Source organism: Sorangium sp. So ce302, from assembly GCF_051530145.1.
In the GTDB taxonomy this organism is placed as follows: Bacteria; Myxococcota_A; Polyangia; order Polyangiales; family Polyangiaceae; genus Sorangium; species Sorangium cellulosum_B.
This window is the reverse complement of record NZ_CP150326.1, coordinates 5,186,226-5,205,277: the sequence shown is the minus strand read 5'-3', so window position 1 is coordinate 5,205,277 and position 19,052 is coordinate 5,186,226. Positions and strand designations below refer to the sequence as shown.

11 protein-coding genes are annotated in these 19,052 nt (G+C 72.7%); 2 read left to right on the top strand and 9 right to left on the bottom strand.

Features of this window, described 5'->3' with window-relative positions; genetic code table 11:
- Positions 1 to 189: 189 nt before the first annotated feature.
- Entirely contained in the window at positions 190 to 906 is a 717-nt protein-coding gene (locus WME73_RS19730; protein ID WP_437916723.1) for an SDR family oxidoreductase, read from the bottom strand.
- 61 nt (positions 907 to 967) lie between these two features.
- Between WME73_RS19730 and WME73_RS19725 the strand changes: the two genes are divergently transcribed.
- On the top strand, positions 968 to 1,855 hold the full coding sequence (locus WME73_RS19725; RefSeq protein WP_437746951.1) for a LysR family transcriptional regulator: 888 nt from the start codon (positions 968 to 970) through the stop codon (positions 1,853 to 1,855).
- A gap of 39 nt (positions 1,856 to 1,894) precedes the next feature.
- On the opposite strand, the gene WME73_RS19720 is transcribed toward WME73_RS19725, so the two are convergent.
- The 8 genes from WME73_RS19720 to WME73_RS19685 form a co-directional block, all read right to left on the bottom strand.
- A complete protein-coding gene (locus WME73_RS19720; protein WP_437746950.1) occupies positions 1,895 to 2,992 on the bottom strand; it encodes a catalase family protein in 1,098 nt (365 codons plus the stop codon).
- On the bottom strand, positions 2,989 to 4,770 hold the full coding sequence (locus tag WME73_RS19715; RefSeq protein ID WP_437916722.1) for a di-heme-cytochrome C peroxidase: 1,782 nt from the start codon (positions 4,768 to 4,770) through the stop codon (positions 2,989 to 2,991). The genes WME73_RS19720 and WME73_RS19715 overlap by 4 nt, the downstream gene beginning before the upstream one ends.
- Before the next feature lie 604 nt (positions 4,771 to 5,374).
- Positions 5,375 to 7,783 carry a glycoside hydrolase family 31 protein gene (locus tag WME73_RS19710; protein WP_437916721.1) on the bottom strand — a complete coding sequence of 803 codons (2,409 nt, stop codon included), beginning with the start codon at positions 7,781 to 7,783 and terminating at the stop codon, positions 5,375 to 5,377.
- Entirely contained in the window at positions 7,780 to 9,924 is a 2,145-nt protein-coding gene (locus tag WME73_RS19705; RefSeq protein WP_437916720.1) for a peptide ABC transporter substrate-binding protein, read from the bottom strand. Before WME73_RS19705 ends, WME73_RS19710 begins: the two co-directional genes overlap by 4 nt.
- Before the next feature lie 178 nt (positions 9,925 to 10,102).
- The gene (gene galE / locus WME73_RS19700) at positions 10,103 to 11,119 is read right to left on the bottom strand and encodes a UDP-glucose 4-epimerase GalE (protein ID WP_437916719.1); all 1,017 of its coding nucleotides are present in this window, start codon (positions 11,117 to 11,119) and stop codon (positions 10,103 to 10,105) included.
- 96 nt (positions 11,120 to 11,215) lie between these two features.
- The gene (locus tag WME73_RS19695) at positions 11,216 to 13,660 is read right to left on the bottom strand and encodes an ABC transporter substrate-binding protein (RefSeq protein ID WP_437916718.1); all 2,445 of its coding nucleotides are present in this window, start codon (positions 13,658 to 13,660) and stop codon (positions 11,216 to 11,218) included.
- A 146-nt stretch (positions 13,661 to 13,806) separates the two neighbouring features.
- Positions 13,807 to 14,184, bottom strand: a complete 378-nt coding sequence (locus WME73_RS19690) for a hypothetical protein (protein WP_437916717.1) — start codon at positions 14,182 to 14,184, stop codon at positions 13,807 to 13,809.
- A complete protein-coding gene (locus WME73_RS19685; protein WP_437746944.1) occupies positions 14,181 to 14,459 on the bottom strand; it encodes a type II toxin-antitoxin system Phd/YefM family antitoxin in 279 nt (92 codons plus the stop codon). Before WME73_RS19685 ends, WME73_RS19690 begins: the two co-directional genes overlap by 4 nt.
- A 149-nt stretch (positions 14,460 to 14,608) precedes the next feature.
- Between WME73_RS19685 and WME73_RS19680 the strand changes: the two genes are divergently transcribed.
- Positions 14,609 to 19,030 (top strand): hypothetical protein, encoded by a 4,422-nt coding sequence (locus WME73_RS19680; RefSeq protein ID WP_437916716.1) that lies wholly within the window; start codon positions 14,609 to 14,611, stop codon positions 19,028 to 19,030.
- Positions 19,031 to 19,052 lie beyond the last annotated feature (22 nt).

The window sequence follows — 19,052 nt, the reverse complement described above, 5'->3', positions numbered from 1 at the left end:
GTCTCATGGCGATCGCGCGGTGAAGTGTTGCGGCAAGCTCGGGGAACATGCCTTGTTCGATGGGCCAGGCGGCGGCTGCGGCGCGCCTCCCTCGCTTCCCGCGGTTTTCTTGCTTCCCTCGCTTGCCGTCCCTGGTTTCGCGTTCCGCATCTATCGAATCCGGCCAACTCCCTGGGCGGGCTCAGGCTCTCAGACGAGGCGGTGTCCCCCGTCGACGCGCAGCACCTCGCCCGTGGTGAACCCGTTCCCCATGAGGAAGAGCGCGGCGTGGGCGATGTCCGCGGGCGCGCCGACGCGCCCGACCGGGAGGCGGCGCGCGTGCTGCGCGAAGCGCTCCTGCTTGGCGCCGCCCGCGAGCGAGTCCCAGACCGGCGTGTCGACCCAGCCCGGCGACAGCGCGTTCACGCGCACCGGCGCGAGCTCCACGGCCAGGGCGCGCGCGAGCGCCATGAGCGCCCCGTTCACCGCGGCCACGACCGCCCCGCTGGGCCCCGGCCGCTCCGCCGCGATCCCCGCCGTGAACGTGAGCGAGCCGCCCGGCTCGATCCGCGCGTGCTTGGCGACGTGGAGGGCCGCCACGAGCTTCGAGTCGATCACGCGCCGCGCCGCGGCGATGTCCAGCGCGCGAATCGGCTGGTAATGGCCCTCCACCGCCGTCACCACCACATGGCGCGCCGGCGGATGCTCGTTGAACAGACTCCGCACCTCGGCCTCCTGCGTCGCGTCGGCCGGGAAGGTGCGCACCCGGCGCGGCTCCCCGAGCTCGGCCGCGGCGCGCGCGAGGCGCTCGCGCGAGCGGCTCACGACGGTCAGAGACGCGCCGCGCTCGAGGCAGGCCCTGGCCACGCCGAGGCCGATGCCCGACGAGCCACCGATGACGACGACATGCTGATCTTCAAGGTCCATGAGCGAGGCGTAGCGCGCGCGCCTCGGGCAAACCATGGGATGCTGTGACATGCTCCGTCCCATGAGCGGGATGATCTCCCTCGAGGACGTGCGGCTCTTCGCGGCCGTCGCTCACCACCTGAGCTTCGTGGAGGCGGCGCGGCGCACGGGGGTGCCCACGAGCACCGTGAGCCGCCGGGTGGCGCAGCTGGAGGAGGCGCTGGGGGTGCGGCTGCTCCAGCGCACCTCACGCCGCGTCGGCCTCACCGGCGAGGGCGCGCGGCTGATCGAGCGCGCCGGGCCGCTGCTCGACGAGCTCGGCTCGGTCCTCGACCGGGCCGCGGATCGGGAGGACGAGCCCGCGGGCAGGCTCCGGGTGACGGCGCCCGTGATGACGGGCGCGCAGCGGATCGCGCCGGCGCTGTTCTCCTTCGCCGCCCGGCACCCGCGCCTGTCGCTGGAGCTCACGCTCACGAACGCGGTCGTCCCCCTGGTCGAGGAGGGCGTCGATCTCGCCTTCCGCGCTGGGCCCGTTCAGGACGCCGACCTCGTGGCGCGGCGGATGTGGTCGCTCCCGTACGCGCTGGCCGCGTCGCCGCGCCTCGTGCAGGACGCGCTCGAGGGCCGCTCGCGGCTCGCGCGCGCGTCGCTCGGGTCCGTGCCCGCGGTCCTGAGCCACCCGGGCGCCGCATGGCGCCTTCGCCGGCGGGACGGCTCCATCGAGGAGGTCCGGCCGCGCGCGCAGTTTTGCGTGAACGACCCGCGGGTGGCGATCGCCGCCGCCGCGCAGGGGCTCGGCGTGGTCTGCGCTCCCCGCGAGGTGATCGAGCAGCAGGGCGAGGCGCTCGTCGAGCTCACGATCACGGGGCGCACGGTCGAGCCCCGCCAGCTCTTCGCGGTGTACCCGTCACGGCGGCTGCTCTCCACGCGGGTGCGGCTGGCGATCGACTGGGTGACGAAGCACCGCTGATCGGGGTCCTGGCGGCAGCCGTGTAGGTAGCCGAAGCCGTCACGGAAGCTCGGTCGGCTCGGAGCGCGGCTGGCCGTTCATCTCGTGCCGCAGCTTCGACACCGCTTCGTAGGCCGCCCGCCGGGCGCGGTTCATCGAGCCGAGCGGCCGGTGCTCCGGCAGCGCATGCCAGGGCGTGAACGACAGAAGTTCGGCGAGCGCGAGGTCCTTGAAGTCCGCCGGGTTCTGCTTCGGGATCCGCAGGATGGCGACGCGCCGGAACGACGAGAGCTCCTCGCTCCAGATAATCGTCGAGTTTTCGATGGGCATCTTCACCGGGTCGGTCTGCTGCTGCACCATGAAGTCGAAATAGACGTCCTCGCGCTTGAGCTGCTCGAGCAGCACCTCACGCAGGAAATCCGGTCCCGGATTCTCGGGCCTCGGATCGCCTGTTCGCGAGACCGGCTTGGCCGAAAACTTGATCGCGCCCGGTCCGAGCTTGTAGGGGACCTCGCTCCAGTACTGCGACTGAAGCGGATTGTTGAGGACCTGGGATGCCATGAGCGCACTCAGCCTGTCGATCTCCGGGTGCGCTCGCATGTACGCGGCGCGCGCTTCAGGGCCCTCCGCGACGGCCCGGAACAGCTCCAGGTAGTCCTTGAGGTTGCTCACGGCGAATCCCGGGAAGTTGATCATGATGAAGTCCTGGGTCTTCTCGTGCTTCTCCGCGGGAAGGAGCTTCTCCCCTTCGACCCCCAGGAGTTTGATGGCCATGCCCCGCGGCTCCGGCTCCGTGTCCGGCTTCACCTTGGTTCCTCCCGCGGAAAAGCGAACGAGCGCATCGAACTTGCGGGGCGCCTTGAAAACGCCGTACCGGAGCTCCTTCGGCAGGTCGTCGAGCACGATGAGCTCCGCCTTCACGACGGCGAACGTCTTCGGGTGGGCGTCCCGGCGGACCGGGCGCACGCCCGGCGGATACTGCTTGCGGATGATCCGGAGCGTCTCTTCCTTGATCGCCTCGATCAGCGCAGCCTCGTTCGGCTCGAGCGTCTCCTCCGCGATCCCGAGCGACGGAATGCTGGCCGTGCGGGTGACGCGCCCCGGACAGGAGAGAAACAACCCGATCGCCACGGCGCTCCTCCAGAACGACGTCTTCATTCGGTACCTGCCGGCCCTGCCTGGTAACCCCCAGGGTGTTTGACGTGGTAAAAAGTCGGATCCTTCCAGGCGGCGATCGGGTCTTTCGGTCCGCCGAAAGGCGTGATCTGGCGTGGCTCCTCGGGGAGGATCTTCAGGTACTCGATGATCGCCCAGCGTTCCTCGTCCGAGAGCCGCCTTCCGATGACTCCGTCGCTGATGGGGCCGTCCTCGAACGAGTGGCCGGCGTTCGAGTTGCCGACCAGCGTCGTGTCGAAGAGAAACTTGCCGGAGGCTCCCGACGTGTCCACGCCCACCTTGACGGGATCGAACTCGCGCCCGAGGTAGAAGCGCTTCGAGCGGTCCTTCGCGGGGATGAGGAGCTCGTAGAGGTTGGGGACCGAGCCGTTGTGCAGGTAGGGAGCGATTGCCCACATCCCTTCGCTGGGCGCCGCCTTGTACAGGCCGTTCGGCGGCATCGGCTCGGTCTCGTTCCGGTAGCCGGTCACGTTCTCGGTCTGCTCAGCGCTCAGGCCGAGCTTCGCGAGGGCTTTTTCGGTCACGCCCGAGACCGCGGTCACGAGAACGACGAGCGCGGGCGCGATGCTCTGCCCTTTGTGGGGAGGGGGAAGAAACGGAGCGAGGGCGCCCGAGAAAACGGTCGGGTTCAGGCCGTAGGTGAGATTCTGCACCTGGGTCGGGTCGGTGCCGATGGTCTTCGCCGGAATCAATGCGTTCTCGATGAAGCGCATGCCCTTCCGCTTCGGCTCGCCCCACCGATGGGGCCACTGCGAATGGCACTGGGCGCATTCCTGCCGGAAGAGCGCCTTTCCGGCCGCCGCTTTCACGCGGTCTATCTTTCCCAGGACCTCTTCGGGCCAGCGTGGCGGCGCGAGACGCCGCAGGAGACCCTCCATCGCGATCTGGCCGTTCATGTCGGCGGTCGTGTCGAACAGGCCTTCCTCGGGAGTCTTCGCCGTCAGGTTGGCTTTCACCCACAGCCCCATCGACTCGCCGATGTTGCGGGACAGGGGAAATTGCTGGGTGCCACGCCAGCCGATCCACGCCGACTGCGGCGCATTCCAGAGAAAGGGCCACTTCACCGGAGCGTTCAACGCCATCCAGTTCTCGGGATACCCTAGAGAGTTCGCCACCACCTGATTGTGGACGAGATTGAGCGCGTCCATCCGGCCCGGCCCGACCCGGCTCGAGGTGCGGAGGTACCGGCTGCGGATAGCGTGGACCTCGGCGGCGTTGGCCGCCAGGCGCTCGCGCAGGTTGCTCGCGGGGATGCGCCGCTGGAGACGGGCGAACTTCCCCGGGTCCTTGTTCGCCGCTTGTAAGGCGTCGTCGAGCCCTTCGAGAAAGGCGAAGAGATCGAGCGTGTGGTTGAAGCCGCCGTCGATCCGGATGCTCGTTCCGCGGTACTCGAGCTGGCCGTTGTGGCAGGCCGCGCAGGAGATCCCCGCCCAGTCGCCTTTCCACCGGCCTTCCTTGACCACCGTTCTCGTCCATCCGATTGGAAGTCCGTCCGGGTTGCGCCGACGATCGGCCGGCTGAGGAACGAGGCCGTACCTCGCCATGTTCTGGTCGGCACGGAATGATCGCTCGCTTCCGGCTTCCTCGAGGTGCAGGAAGATGTCGTACGACATCAGCGCCGAGCCCTGCGAAGTCCGGTAGTAGGTCTGCCGCTCGTCCTCGGTCCAGCCCTGATCGAGCAGCACGACGTTGGCAGCGGCGAGTGTCGGTGTCGCCAGGACGACGAAAGCCGAAGTGGCGAGGTGCCTCAGTCCCATCATTTCATCTCCCGTTCAGGCGCAGCAGGCGATGCAATCGGCGGACCGGCCGCGCGCGGGCACGGGCATGCGGCGCGGTGGCACCTCTCTAAACGCAGCAACAGCCGCTACGCTCGCGGGGCTCCCTGCGTGCCGTAGCCTGGAAATAAATGAGGGTCCTCCGGCACATCTGTGGGTCCAGAAGCGGACCCGAGGGCCGTGGACTTGTGGCGCCAGGCCCCTGGATCGCGTGGAGAAGGGGGCATTCGCAGGCCTGGCCCCACAGGGTCCACAGCCCCGACGACGACGTTGAAGGCGGGGATTTGTCGGAAGGCGGCGACGATTTATCATTGATCTACAAAAGGGGAGCGAGGAGTCGTCCGTGAAGAAGTCTTTTTATTACCACCTTCACCAGTTCACGCCGGGAGCGTAGGAAACGGTAGGCCCTGTGCTCGGGTCAAGCTCGGATAAAATAGACTATCTAACCCGTCGAGCGACTCGTCGAGCTGCCATGCTCGGTGCGGGGTGCAGAGAGCGCTTGCCCAAGGCACACCTCTGCAGCCACGGCCGCTGCGAGCGCTGGTGATGCAGGCACTGCAACAGCAGCGTGCTTACGGCGCCGCCGCGATCAGGACACCTTGAGCTCGATCCGCCGCCAGTCGGCCGCGACCTCGATCTCGACGCCCCCGTCGATCGCGCGGTGCGACCTGGCCCCGACCACGGAGCGCGGCGCCGGCACGCCGTGGACGCGGATCGTCTCCACCTCGCGCGCGAGCGGCAGATCGCCCGTCGCGCTGCGCTCGAGCGAGAACGTGGCGCCGTCGAGGCCGCCCTCGATCCGGGTGGCGCGCGACGCGCCGTGGCCGTCGCCCTCGTCCTCGACCAGGCGGCCGCTCACGCGCTCCGCCGCGTGGACGTGCCACGTGATCTCCTCCCAGCTCGCGCTCGTCGTGTGCATCCGAGGCGCGGTGAGCGCCACCGCGCCTCCGGCGCGCAGCCACACGGGGACCACCCCGAGCGGCGCATCGGCGATCACGTGGCGCCCGCCCTGATCCACGCTCCCCGCGCGCTCCAGGTTCGCGAAGTCCATCCATGCGCCGGCGGGCAGGTACACCAGCCGCTTCGACTGCCCTGGCCGCACCACCGGCGCCACGAGCAGATCGCCGCCGAACAGGAGCTGATCGAAGGCGTGGAGCGCCTCGGGGTCGTCCGGCGCCGCGAAGGACAGCGGCCGCAGGACGGGTATCCCCGTCTCCGCCGCCTCGTGCATGAGCGTGTACAGGGTCGGCAGGAGCCGGTAGCGCCGCTCGAGCGCCGCGCGCGCGAGGCCGAGGTACGGCTCGCCGAAGCGCCAGGGCTCCTGCGCCGGCCTGCCCCTCGCCGCGTGGTTGCGCATCAGCGGATAGAACAGCCCCGCCTGCATCCAGCGCACGAGCAGCTCGCCGTTCGCGCGCCCCGTGAAGCCCGGGATGTCCGCGCCCACGAACGGCACGCCCGAGAGGCCGAGGCCGATCAGCATCGGGATGGACGCCTCCAGGTGCGTGAAATTGCTGGCGAAGTCGCCCGTCCACACCGCGGCGTAGCGCTGGATGCCGGCGAAGGCGGCGCGCGTCAGCACGAAGGGGCGCCGCTCCGGCGCGTGGCGCGCGAGGCCCTCGTGGGCGGCCCGCGACATGCCGAGTCCATAGACGTTGTGGACCTCGAGGTGGCGCCGGGCGCCGTGGCGCGCGTCGTCGGGGAGCGTGCTGCCCTCGATGGCGCCGAGGCCCGCGGCGCGCCCGCCGCTCGGCGCCGGCAGGCCCCTGTCGGGGCGGACGGAGAAGCACGCCGGCTCGTTCATGTCGTTCCAGATGCCGGCGATGCCCGCGTCGACGAACGGCTTTTGCAGATCACCCCACCAGCGCTGCACCTCCTCGCGCGTGAGATCGGGAAAGACCGCCGGGTCGGGCCAGACCTCTCCCACGAGGGGGCCGCCGCGAGGCAGCCGGACGAGGTAGTCTCGCTCTCTCGCCTCCTCGTAGACGGCATATCCCTCGTCGGCCTTGATCCCCGGGTCGACGATCGTCACCAGCTTGACGCCCTCGGCCGCGAGCTCGCGCGCGAGCCGCGCCGGGTCGGGGAAGCGCGAGCGGTCCCATGTCCAGACCCGATAAGCATCCATGTAATCGATATCGAGGTGGACCACGTCGAGGGGGAGGCCGCGCGATCGGTAGCCGCGGACGACGCCGCGCACGTCGTCCTCGGTCTCGTAGCCCCAGCGCGACTGGTGCGCCCCGAGGCTCCAGAGGGGCGGCATGGCCGGGCGCCCGGTGAGCGCGGCGTAGCGCCGGAGGACGTCGGCCGGGTGCGGGCCGGCCAGGAGGTAGACGTCGAGCTCGGGGCCCCGCGACTCCCATTCGATCCGGGTCGGGTCGTTGAGGGCGATATCGACCTCCGAGCGCCACGGCTCGTCGAGGAAGAGGCCCCAGGCCACCCCGCCGCGGAGGGCGATGAAGAAAGGAATCGAGGCGTAGAGCGGGTCGGACTCCACGTGCGGCGGGAAAGCGTCGGTGTTCCAGAACGTGAATCGCAGGCCGCGCTTGTCGAGCGGGCCGACCTTCTCGCCGAACCCGAGGTAGGCCTCGCCCGGCGGCGCCGCGAGCGAGAGCCTGGAGCGGAGCTCGTCCACGGGGAACGCCGGCCGGACCTGCCCCGAGACGGCCTCGCTGCGCGCGAGGGCGCGGCCCGCGGCGTCGCTGAAGATCCATGTGCCCGAGGCGAGCGAGACCTCGAGAGAGGCGCCCTCGGCGCTCACGTGGAGCGCGTCGCCCTCGCGGCGCGCGGAGAGCGGCAGCGCGCCGTCTGCCACCACGGCGAAGGAGTGTTTGGGCGGCAGCTCGGGGTGCGTGAAGCTGGTCACCGCGGACGAGGGGGCGTGCCGCACGCGCAGCACGCCGGGGCCTGGACAGCGGATCTCGACCGCGGCGCGGGCGCCCCAGAGGAGCACGTGCGTCGCGCCGATCGAGGCGTCGGTGAGGAGGCTGCGCGCGCCCGTCATGGCCCCCCGAGCCGCCCCGGCGGCGGCAGCTCCAGCACGGGCGGCGGCTCCCCGGCCGGCCGCTTCTGCCAGTCCGGGTCGATCCAGAGCCATTTGATGAGCTGCGTGTTCCGCGCGTTGGGGATGAACCCCCTCACCCACGGCTTCACCAGGGTCGGCTTCTCCTCGAAGTAGAGCGGTATCCTGCACATCCCGTCGAGCGCCCGCCGCTCGGCCGCCCGGAAGCGCCGGATGCTGTCCCTGGGATCGGCCGTCGCGGCCGCCTCGCCGACCGCCTTGTCGAACTCCGCGTCTGCCCAGCCGGTCCGGTTCTGGGGGCTCTGCGACAGGAACGTCCCGAGCCACGTCTGCGGATGGTTGTAGTCGGCCAGCCAGCCGAGCCGGATCACCTGGAAGTTGCCGTCGCGGAGGTCCTTGAGCATCACCCGCCACTCCTCGCTCCGCAGCGTCGCGGAGACCCCGAGGTGGCGCTTCCACATGTCCTGGATGGCCACGGCGACCTGCGCGTGCCCCTCCCCCGTGTTGTAGAGGATCTCGAGCGGCGGAAACCCCTTCGCCCGCAGCTCGTCTCCCGCGCGGGCGACCTCGTACCCGGCCTCGGCGAGCAGCGCGCGGGCGCGCGCCGGGTCGTGGCCGACCTCGGGGCTCGAGAACGGATCCACGCCGCGCGCCCTGTCCTCCGCCGCCTGCTCGGCATAGCCGGATCCGGTGATGTCGGGCACGTAGTGGGTCGCCGGCTTCCCGAGCCGCGTGATCTTCTCGACGAGCTCCCGCTTGTCGATCGCGAGGTTCAGCGCCCACCGGACGCGCGGATCGTCGACCGGCGGCTTCCTCGTGTTGAGCTCGTAATACACCGTGGAGAGGAACTCGCTGCGCCGGAGATCCTTCTTCCCGGACAGCCAGCTGCGGTGGTCGTACGGGAGCTCGCAGTTGTCTCCCAGGTAATCGATGTCCCCCGCCTTGTAGAGCTGCAGGGTGGCGTTGTACTGGGCGATCTCCATCCAGACGATCCGGTGGATCCTGAGCGCGTCGTGGCCCCAGTACGCCGGGTTCCGGTTCATCGTGATCTCGTACCGGAACTTCCACTCGTCGAGCCGATACGGCCCGTTGACCACCATGTTCTCGGGGCGAAACCAGAGCTCCGGCTCGCCGCGCGCCTCGAACGGCTCGACGACGTCGCGGCGCACCGGGAACAGGGTGACGAAGCTCGTGAGATCGGTGAAGTACGGCGTCGGCTGCTCGAGCTCGACGTCGAGGGTCAGGTCGTCGCGGGCCCGCACGCCCACGGCGGCGTCGTCCTCCGCGAGCGAAGACGTGGCGACGAACCCGGTCGCCCCTCCGGAGCCGGAAGGCGGCGCGGCGCGAGCGCCTGTGGCCGCGGCGGGGTCGTACGTCGGGAGGCTCGCGTGAGGCGCGACCAGCGCGTACGCGGCGGCCTCGATGGGCGCGAGCAGGCAGCCGGGGAGGAAGCCGCGGCCCGCTGGCCCCTCGATCTCGAACCAGCGATCGGCCGCGCCATTGCAGGCGACCGGCGGTCCGGCCGCGAGGAGCGCGACCTCGGCGCCCCGCCACCCGCCGCCCGGGGTGGCGTCGCGCGGCGCGGGCGGCGGGGTCGCGCCGGCCGCGTCGAACGAGAGCCGCTCGCCGGCGCCGGTCGCCTCGTCAGGCTCGCCGTACGTCACCGAGGTCACCCCGGTGGGCGGCGCCGCCAGGGGCGCCACCGCCGACGTCACCCGGGCGGGCGACTGGCCGAGCACGATGACGAACGCCCCCTTGGGCAGATCGAGCGCGGGCGGCGCGTCGGGACGAGGCGCGCGGCGCAGCGTCGCGCCCTCGCGCAGCGCCTTGAGCTTGCCCAGGTTGAAGAGCTCGCCGTTCTTGAGGACGTGCAGGTTCGTCGCGGCGAGCGAGGCCGTCGACGGGCGCAGCACGCGCTTCCACGCGTACTCGAAATCGTGCGCCGTCACCGGCTTGCCGTCCGACCAGCGCGCCTCCGGCCGCAGGTGGAACCGGAAGAACCGGTTGTCGTCGCTCCGGTCCCAGCGCGCCGCGACCCCCTGCGCCGCGTGGAGATCGCCGGGCGCGTAGCTGGTCAGCCCCTCGAACATCTGGTGGAGCAGCGTGATGCTCACGGAGTCCACGGCCTTGCCGGGATCGAGGTACTCCGGCTCGTCGCCGTTGTTGACGTAGAAGGTCGTGACGTCCTTGCCGACGCGCGACGTCGTCCCGACGTAACCCTCGGTCTCGCTCGCGCAGGCCGCGAGCGGGCACGAGAGGGCCGCGAGCAGGAGCGCTCTATCGCGCCTCAGATCCGCGGCCCTAATCGGCGAACCCCTTCGGGTTCTGCTCTTGCCAGCGCCAGCTGTCGCGGCACATGGTCTCGAGATCGCGCTCCGCGCGCCAGCCGAGGAGCTCGACCGCGCGCGCGGGATCCGCGTACACCGAGGCGACGTCCCCGGGGCGGCGCGCCACGATCTCGTGGGCGACGCGCCTCCCGCTGACCTTCTCGAACGCGGCCACCATCTCCAGCACCGAGTGTCCCCGCCCGGTGCCGAGGTTGACGGTGAAGCTGTCGCCGACGGTGAAGATGCGGTTCAGCGCGGCGAGGTGCCCGAGCGCGAGGTCGACCACGTGAATGTAGTCGCGCACGCCGGTGCCGTCCGGCGTCGGCCAGTCGCCCCCGAACACCCGGAGCTTGTCGCGCCGCCCCACAAGGACCTGCGTGATGAACGGCGTCAGGTTGTTCGGGATCCCGTTCGGATCCTCCCCGATGAGCCCGCTCTCGTGGGCGCCCACGGGGTTGAAGTAGCGCAGCGACCCGAGCGACCAGCCCCCGGTGGCCGCCACGTCGCGCAGGATCTGCTCCACCATGAACTTGGACTGCCCGTAGGGGTTGGTCGGCCCGAGCCGGCTCCCCTCGTCGAGCGGCACGCGCTCGGGATCGCCGTACACGGTGGCGGACGAGCTGAACACCAGCTTCCGCGCGCCCCGCGCGTCGAGCGCCTTGAGCAGGCACACGGTCCCCGCGACGTTGTTCTCGTAGTACGAGAGCGGCTTCTCGACCGACTCGCCGACGGCCTTCAGCCCCGCGAAGTGGATGGTCGCGTCGATCGGTTGCTCGGCGAGCAGCCGATCCAGGAGCGCCGCGTCGCGGATGTCGCCCTGGATGAACGTCACCTGCTTCCCGGCGATCCGCTCCACCCGCTCCACCGCCGCCTTGCGGCTGTTGCAGAGGTTGTCGAGGATCACCACCCGGTAGCCCGCGTGGAGGAGCTCCACACAGGTGTGCGAGCCGATGTAGCCCGCGCCTCCGGTGACCAGGATCGTCTTGCTCATGTCGTTCTCCCGAGAGGGTCTATGCCGCGCTCTCGTCGATGAGGCCACGGCACAGGCCGGCGCGTCAACGGGGACCTAGCCGGCCCAGCGGCGCCGTCAGGGCGCGCCGAGCCGCCCCGGCGCCGGGAACTCGAGCTCCGGAAACGCGGTCTCGTTCGACGGGTTGTCGCGCCAGCTCGGGTCGTTCCACAGCCACTTCACGAGCTGCACGCCGCGCGAGTTGCCCTTGAACCCCTTGACCCATGGCTTCACCAGCGTCGACTTCGTGTAGAAGTAGAGCGGCAGCTTGGGCATGCGGTCGAGGGCCCGCTTCTCCGCCTTGCGGAACGCCCGGATGCTCTCCTTCGGATCGGCCGTCGCCGCGGCGGCGCGCATCAGATCATCGAACTCCTGGTCGGCCCATCCGGTCCGGTTCTGCGGGCTGTACGAGAGCAGCGTGCCGAGCCACGTCGCCGGGTGGTTGTACTCGCCGATCCAGCCGAACCGCACGACCTGGTAGTGACCGTCGCGCACGTTCTTGAGCATCACCTTCCACTCCTCGTTCCGCAGCGTGACCGAGACGCCGAGGTGGCGCTTCCACATGTCCTGGACCGCGACCGCGATCTGCTTGTGGCCCTCGCTCGTGTTGTAGAGGAGCTCGAGCGCCGGGAAGTTCTTCGCCCGGTACCCGTCGCCCTCCCGGACGACCTCGTACCCTGCCTCGGCGAGCATCGCGCGGGCGCGCTCCGGGTTGAACGCGACCTCCGGCGACGAGAACGGATCGACCCCGAGCTTCCTGTCCTCGGCGACCGCCTCGTCGTAGCCCGATCCGGTGTAGTCCGGGACGTAGTGCGTGGCCGGCGTCTGCCCCGCCCGCGTGACCTTCTCGACGATCTGCCGCTTGTCGACCGCGAGGTTGAGCGCCCAGCGGACGCGGGCGTCGTCGACCGGCGGCTTCTTCGTGTTGAACTCGAACCAGTAGATGGAGAGGTACGGGTACCGCTGGAAATCCCGCTTGGTCGACAGCCAGTCCATGTGCTCGGCGGGGAGCGAGGTGTTGTCGCCCAGGTAGTCGAGATCCCCCGCCTTGTAGATGTTCATCGTGGCATTGTAGAGCTCGACCTCCAGCCACACGACGCGGTGGATCTTCAGCTTGTCGTGGTTCCAGTACATCGGATTCCGCTTCATCGTGATCTCGTAACGGAACTTCCACTCATCGAGCGTGTAAGGGCCGTTGACCACGATGTTCTCGGGGCGGAACCAGAGCTCGGGCTCGCCGCGCTTCTCGAACGCCTCGATCACGTCCTTGCGCACGGGGAAGAGCGTCACGTAGCTCGTGAGATCGGTGAAGTAGGGCGTGGGCTGTTCCAGCTGCACGTCGAGCGTATGGTCGTCCCTTGCCCGGACGCCGACAGCGCCGTCGTCCTCCACGAGGAGCGCGTCGGGCACGAAGCCCACGGGGGGCTCGCCCTGCGCGGCGCTGCCGGAGGGCGGCGCCGCGGCGTCGTACGTGGGGAGGCTCGTGTGCGGCGTGACGACGGCGTACGCCTCCGACCGGGGCGCGGCGCCCGCGCTCTCCTTGCCCGGGTTGCCGGCGTTGCCCGCGGGGGGGACGAGCGCGCAGCCCGGGAGGAAGCCGCGCGCGCCGCTCCGCTCGATCTCGAACCACCGGTCGGCGGCGCCGTTGCATTTGCACGGCGGGCCCACGCGGACGATGTCGACGACGGCGCCCTGCCAGCCGCCGCCGGGCGCCGAGCCGAGCGGCGCCGCGCCGCCAGCGGCCGCGTCGCCCCCTGTCGCGCCGCCTCCTGCTGCGCCGAACGAGAGCCGATCGCTTGCGCCGCCCTTCCCGTCGCCCTTCGCGAACGTCACGGCGGCGGATCCCTCCGGCAGCGCCGCGAGGGGCGCGATCGCCGTGTCCACCTGGATCGGCGAGCGCGCCAGCACCACGACGAACGCCCCCTTCGGCAGATCGAGCGCGGATGGCGCGTCGGGCCGGGGGGCCGCGCGGAGCGGCGCGGCCTCGCGCAGCGCCTTGAGCTTGCCGAGGCTGAACAGCTCGCCGTTCTTGAGGACGTAGAGGTTCGTCGCGGCGAGCGACGCCGTGGAGGGGCGCAGCACCCGCTTCCACGCGTACTCGAAGTCGTGCGCCGTGACCGGCTTGCCGTCGGACCAGCGCGCCTCCGGCCGCAGGTGAAACCGGAAGAGCCGGTTGTCGTCGCTCTGCTCCCAGTGGGTCGCGACCCCCTGCACCGGGCGGAGGTCGCCGGCGCCGTAGGTCGTCAGCCCCTCGAACATCTGCTGCACCAGCGTGGAGCTCGCCGAGTCGTTGGACTTTCCTGGATCCAGGTACTCGGGCTCGCTGCCGTTGTTGATGTAGATCGTCTCTGTGTCCTTGCCGACGCGCGCGGTCGTCCCGGCATACCCGCCTTCGCCCTCGCTGCACGCCGAGAGCGCGAGGATCGCGAGCCCGAGCGCCGCGGAGGCGCCGCGCGCCCCGCAACCGGCGCTCCCGCCGCCCCCCGCGCCGCCGGCACCTCGTCGCTCCGAAGCCCGTCGCATAGCGCGCGCGTAGCACGGCGCTCCGGGGGCAGGAAGACAGGGGCTACCCGGTCCGGACGCCGCACCGGACGTAAGGCTCCGCGGCACCTGTCCCCGACGGCACGATCGATCGACGACAGCGAGGAGAATCGACGACCGCTGCGCGATCACCGGCGCCAGAGCGCCTGCAAATCGAACGAGAGCTGGCGATGGTGCTTGATGGCCAGCAGATGGATCCGCTCACCGCTGAGCGCGTAGAGCAACAGGTACTCACCAGCGATGTACTCCCGCAGCGACGCGTCGGAGCCGAGGCGGCGCTTCAGCGCCAGGATCCGCGCCTCGACCTCTGTGGAGTGTGGCGCTCGCGCAAGGAAGTCGAATCCGATCAGGGGCGAGACTTCCAGGCTCGGGATCACGTCGTCGAAGACGAGATCCAGAAGATCGCCGAAAGCGGAAGAGAGCCCCGTCTCCTCGAGAAACCGCCGGATCTCGTCCAGGTTCCGCTCGAAGTTCTCGGTGACCCGAACGGTGGCGCGGCGACTCATCGGCCGTGCTTGGCGCGGAGCTCCTCCACGCTCATCGTCCGCCCGGCCTCCATATCGTCGAGTCCCCGATCCGCCTCCTCCAGGAGCGTGAGGTGAATGTGCTCGCGTTCGAGGCGGTGATAGTGGTCTAGCCTGCGCGCGTCGACGAGGGCGATGTAACCCTCCCCGTTCCGCGTGAGGATCTTCTCGTGACCCGCGCGAACCTCGTCTGCGAGCTCCGTGAGCCGGGCCTCCGCCTGGCTCAGCGGAACGATGTCCTCGGGAGAAATCGCCATGCGGTGCCCCTGTCGCGTCGAGGTGCAACGATCTGGTAACGGATCCTCGGGGACATCGCAACCTGGCGGGGTGCGGGGCGGCCGACCTCCTCCGTCCGCGAGACGATCGCGGCCATGCCGCGGTCTTCGTGTAAGGTCGCGCGCGCGCCATGCTGCACGATCGCGTGTCCTCCTCGCCGCGCGCTCTCCCGCTCTGCTCCGCGCTGCTCCTCGCGCTGCTCGCCGCAGGCTGCGGCGGCGCGGCCTCCCCGGGCGCCACGCCCGCACAGGCCGCCCAGTGCGATCCTGCGCACCTCGACGCGTGCGAGCGCGCCCTCGCCGCGGCGCTCGCGGAGCGCCGGCCGCCGCGCGAGCTCGCCCTCGGCTACGTCGCGGCCCGCGCCGCCCGGGACGCCGACGACCCCTGGGCGCTCTTGCTCCGCGACCTCGACCGGCGCGGCGGGCGCGGGCCGCGGGCCGCGGTCATCGTCGAGGCGGGCGCGGAGGCCACGGCCGCGGCGCGAGCGCCTGCGGCCGCGGCGGAGGCGAAATGGATCCGCGCCGCGCCGCTGCCGCCCCCTGGGGCCCTCGCCGCCGACGCGCTGCTCCTCGCGATCGGCGAGGCCCTCGGGTACGAGCACCTCGTCCACGCGCGCGCCCGCCATGGAGCCGTCCAGCTCTTTCCGGCCGATCCGCTCGCGCCGTTCATGGCCGGCCTCGCGCCGATCACGCGCGGCGACGCGTCGCTCTCGCGGGTCGCGGACGACATCGCGCTCGCCGCGCTCGTCCGCCGCGCCCTCGGCGCCGCCGGCCGCTTTCGCTACGTCGAGGCCGCGGCCGCGGCCGACGCCCTCGCGGCCGCGGTGAAGGGGCGCGACCCGAACGACGAGCCGGTCCTGCGCGGCCGCTACGCGCTGCAGCTGCTCGCGACCGCCGGGGTCGCGCTCGAGGAGGCCGAGGACGACGCTCCCTTCGCGCCCTCGGCCCCCCGGCTGGACCCGCCGCCCGCGCCGGGCGACACGCCTTACGGCGACCTCCTCCGCGTGCGCACGGCCCGGGACGGCCGCGCCGCGTGGCGCGCCCGCGGCGCGGCCGTGCTGCGGGCCGTCCCCGCGGACCGGCGCGCCGCGCTCGACGACCTGCTCGGCAAGGCCCCCGGCTGCGGCCGGGACGTCGCGCCCCCCATGGAAGGCCCGCGCGACCTCGTGTTCGCCGCGGCGCTCGCCGGCGCCCTCGCCCCGGGCGACCCTGCCGCTGCGCCCGCGAGCACCGCGGCGGCGCCGGGACGACGCCTCCCGCTCGACGCGTGGCTGCCGCGCTACGAGGCGCTCGTCCGCGCCGTCGAGCAAACGAGCACCGCGTGGGCCCACGCGCCCGCCCTGCTCCACGAGCGCAGCCCCACGCCCGCCGCGAGCCAGGCAGGCAGCGCGGGCAGCGCCGTCCACCGCCGCGCCACCGAGCTCGGCCTCGCGCACCTCGCCGCGCTGCGCGCCCTCGCGGAGGCCGAGCCGCGCCGCTACCGCGCGCTCGCGCTGATCCCCCTCGCCTACAGCCCCGGGGTGCTCGCCGACGAGCCCCTCCGCGACGCCATCGTCGACCTCACGCAGATCGCCGTGCAGCGCCGCATGGCCGAGGCGCACGACCCGGAGGCCGTCCTCGGCGCGGCGCTCGCCGGCGTCTTCGCGGGCATGGCGTACCCGCCCGAGGTGCAGCCCCCGCACTTCCTCGCCCTGCAGGGCGCGCTCACCGCCAAGCTCCGCGGCGAGCTCACCGAGCAGGCTGGATGGGGCGTCGCCGGCCTCTACGCCGCCGACGCGCTGTACCGGCTCGCCTCCGGTCAGGCGCCGGATCTCGCGTTCTCGTCCGCGCAGATCGAGCGCGCGCTCGCGCCCGCCTCGGCGCTGCCCTACCCCGGCCTCGCGGCGCTCGCCGCGAGCCTCTCCCGCTACGCCGCGCTCGGCGCCGCCGGCGCGCTGGATCCGCAGGCGACCGGCGCAGCCAGGCTCCCCCCGGAGCGCCGGCAGGCGCGCGACGCGCTCCGGCGCGCCGTCGCGGGGCTCGCGGCGCGCGATGCCGAGGCCGGCGCCGGCGCGGCCAACGCCGCGGAGGCGCCCCCGCCCGAGCTCGTCGAGGACGTCACCGCGCTGGCCGACGGCGTCCTCGCCGTGCTGCTCACCGAGCGCTCGCGCAAGCCGCCGCCGGCCGGTACCGCCTGCGCCGCCGGGCGCGGGCCGAGCCCCGAGGCCCGCCGCGCCCTCGCGCGGCTCGGCGACGTCCGCCGGCGGATCCTGCTCGCGCCGCGGTACCGGCAGGGCGACGGCCCGTGGGCGCGCCGGGCGCGGCTCCTCGTGACGCTCCTCTCCGACGCCATCGATCTCCTCTCGGCGCCGCCGCGCGCCGCCGGCGCGCCGGCGCGCGCCGCTCCGCCACGCTTCACCCTGCCGGCCGCGGACGCCGAGGCCGCCGTCGCCGCGGGCCTCTCCGGCTGGGTCGACCATGACCTCGCCGACGCGCTCACCGGCGGCTACGCGCTCGCCCGCGCGCTCCTCGAGTCGTCCACCGCGGAGCGCTTCGCCGAGCGGAGCGGCGCCCCGCTCGGCCGGGTGCTCCGCGGGCTCTCCGCGGCGTTCCGCGACGATCCGGCGCGGAGTGGCGGCGTGGGACGAGGCCCCGCCGGCGGCGCGCTGCTCGACGCGCTCGCGTCGCTCCCCGCCGCGCGCGACGGCGGCGGCGATCTGCGGGGCCTGTTCGTCGGCTACGCCCGCGCGTTCTCGGCCCTCGGGCTGCGCGACCAGGCCGACCTCGCGCTGCTCGCCTCGCTCCTCGGCGCCGCCGTGCTGGGCGGGCCGCCGTCGCCCGACGCCATCGCGCTCGCGAACGACAGCGGCAGCCGGGTCGCCTGGGCGCTCTCGTACCTCGGCGAGATCGCGAAGGCCCGGGCCGGCATTGCCCCGGATCCGTCGGCGTACGCTGCCGCCATGAGCAAGGCGTCGGACGACGCCTGCCAGGCGGCCGACACCGGCGACGTGCTCGCCCTCGTCGGCGCCGTGCGCGACTTCGCCGGCGGCCGGCGCGCCGAGGCGCGCGACGCCCTCGACCGCGTCCTCGCCGCCGCCGACGCCCGCGGCCTGCGCGTGCCGCGCATGACCTACCGCTACGAGGAGAAGACCGCGACCCGCGTCTTCTCGCTCAGCTTCGACGTCTCGTACGGCGCCGGGCTCCTCGAAGGGGCGAACGGCTTCCAGCTCGGCCTCGGGCTCCGCACCCGCGGCGAGCCCGAGGGCTCCCTCGCCGCGGCGCTCGCGCCCGAGGGCTCGCCCCGGAGCGACGAGGACGCGGCGCGCGCGTACGTCAGCGCCGCGGCGCTCGCGGCCGCCTACCACTTCCTCGAGGGCGACGCCGAGCGCGGCACCGCCGCGGCGCGCCGGGCCATCGCCGCGCTCTCGTTCGGCCTCCGGCTCGGGCGGCGGGCGCTGCGCCCGGACCAGCCGCTCGCCTGGGGCCGGGACGCCCGCGCGCTGCTGGCGATCGACGCCCAGCTCGCGGCCGAGGCCGGTCACCCCTTCCTCGCCGGCGACCTCTGGACGCTCGTCCGCGGCCTCCTGCCGCCGGACGCAGACGACGCCGCGGTCGCGGCGCTCCTCGATCCGCTCCCGACCGGCCTCGCCGCGGTCCAGGGGCTCGATCCGCTCGTCGCGAGGACCGCGCGCTCGCTCGCCGCGGTCGCCCGGCCGCTCGCGTGCACCGAGGCGAGGGTCGAGCTCGGCGGCTACGAGGAGCCCGCCTGCGACGCCTACCCGCTCGCGCTCTCGCTGCGCATCGCCGACGTCCTCGGCAAGCTGCCGCACCTCCAACGACGGGCGCGCGCGGGCAGCGCGGCCGCGTGCCCTGCCCTGCGCAGCCTCGACGGCTTCCTCACGGCGGCGGAGCGGGGGACGTACGACCCCGACGCGTTCACGGCCGCCGTGGAGGCGCTGCGGCAGAGCGGCCGGCTCTACGACGCCGGCGTGATGCTGGCGCGGCAGCGCCGCGAGGGGCACTGCGGCCCGGTCGTGCTCGCCGCCGCGCGTGCGCTCGGCCGCGCTCCCTCGCTCGGCCCAGCCCTGCGCGCGGATCTGCTCAGCGTCGCGGTGCGCTGCGCGGCCGCGGCGCTCGACGCGAGCGTCGTCGACGACCTGATGGCGCTCGACGGCGAGACGCGCTCCCTCCCCGACCTCGGCCGCAACCTGAAGGTCGTGCTCTTCGCGACGGAGCTCGCCGTGCGCGAGCAGCGCTGGGACGTCCTCTCGCGGCTCTCGAAGCAGCCCGACTTCGTGGGTCGATTCCGGGGCGAGGACGCCGGCGCGGCGGCGACCGCGCGCCTCATCGAGGCCGCCGCGGCCGTGCTCGCCGGCGAGCCTGCGCCGCGCGACGCCCCCGGAGACGGCGCGCGCGACGCGCCGTGCGGCGCGCCTCTCGCCGGCGATCGCGCCGCGCTGTGCGCCGAGATCCAGCGCCTGCGCCCGGGCGCGCTGCCCGAGCCGCAGCGCCGGCAGGCCGCGCGCGAGGCGCTCGCGAGCCTGCTCGCGGCCGCGCGCGGACAGGCTCGCTAGCCTGCCCGCTCGCGCGGCGCCG

What these genes read in the sequence shown, in the direction of transcription:
- WME73_RS19730 (WP_437916723.1), bottom strand. Translation starts at nt 906, where the DNA reads ATGGACCTTGAAGATCAGCATGTCGTCGTCATCGGTGGCTCGTCGGGC.
- WME73_RS19725 (WP_437746951.1), top strand. Translation starts at nt 968, where the DNA reads ATGAGCGGGATGATCTCCCTCGAGGACGTGCGGCTCTTCGCGGCCGTC.
- WME73_RS19720 (WP_437746950.1), bottom strand. Translation starts at nt 2,992, where the DNA reads ATGAAGACGTCGTTCTGGAGGAGCGCCGTGGCGATCGGGTTGTTTCTC.
- WME73_RS19715 (WP_437916722.1), bottom strand. Translation starts at nt 4,770, where the DNA reads ATGATGGGACTGAGGCACCTCGCCACTTCGGCTTTCGTCGTCCTGGCG.
- WME73_RS19710 (WP_437916721.1), bottom strand. Translation starts at nt 7,783, where the DNA reads ATGACGGGCGCGCGCAGCCTCCTCACCGACGCCTCGATCGGCGCGACG.
- galE (WP_437916719.1), bottom strand. Translation starts at nt 11,119, where the DNA reads ATGAGCAAGACGATCCTGGTCACCGGAGGCGCGGGCTACATCGGCTCG.
- WME73_RS19695 (WP_437916718.1), bottom strand. Translation starts at nt 13,660, where the DNA reads ATGCGACGGGCTTCGGAGCGACGAGGTGCCGGCGGCGCGGGGGGCGGC.
- WME73_RS19690 (WP_437916717.1), bottom strand. Translation starts at nt 14,184, where the DNA reads ATGAGTCGCCGCGCCACCGTTCGGGTCACCGAGAACTTCGAGCGGAAC.
- WME73_RS19685 (WP_437746944.1), bottom strand. Translation starts at nt 14,459, where the DNA reads ATGGCGATTTCTCCCGAGGACATCGTTCCGCTGAGCCAGGCGGAGGCC.
- WME73_RS19680 (WP_437916716.1), top strand. Translation starts at nt 14,609, where the DNA reads ATGCTGCACGATCGCGTGTCCTCCTCGCCGCGCGCTCTCCCGCTCTGC.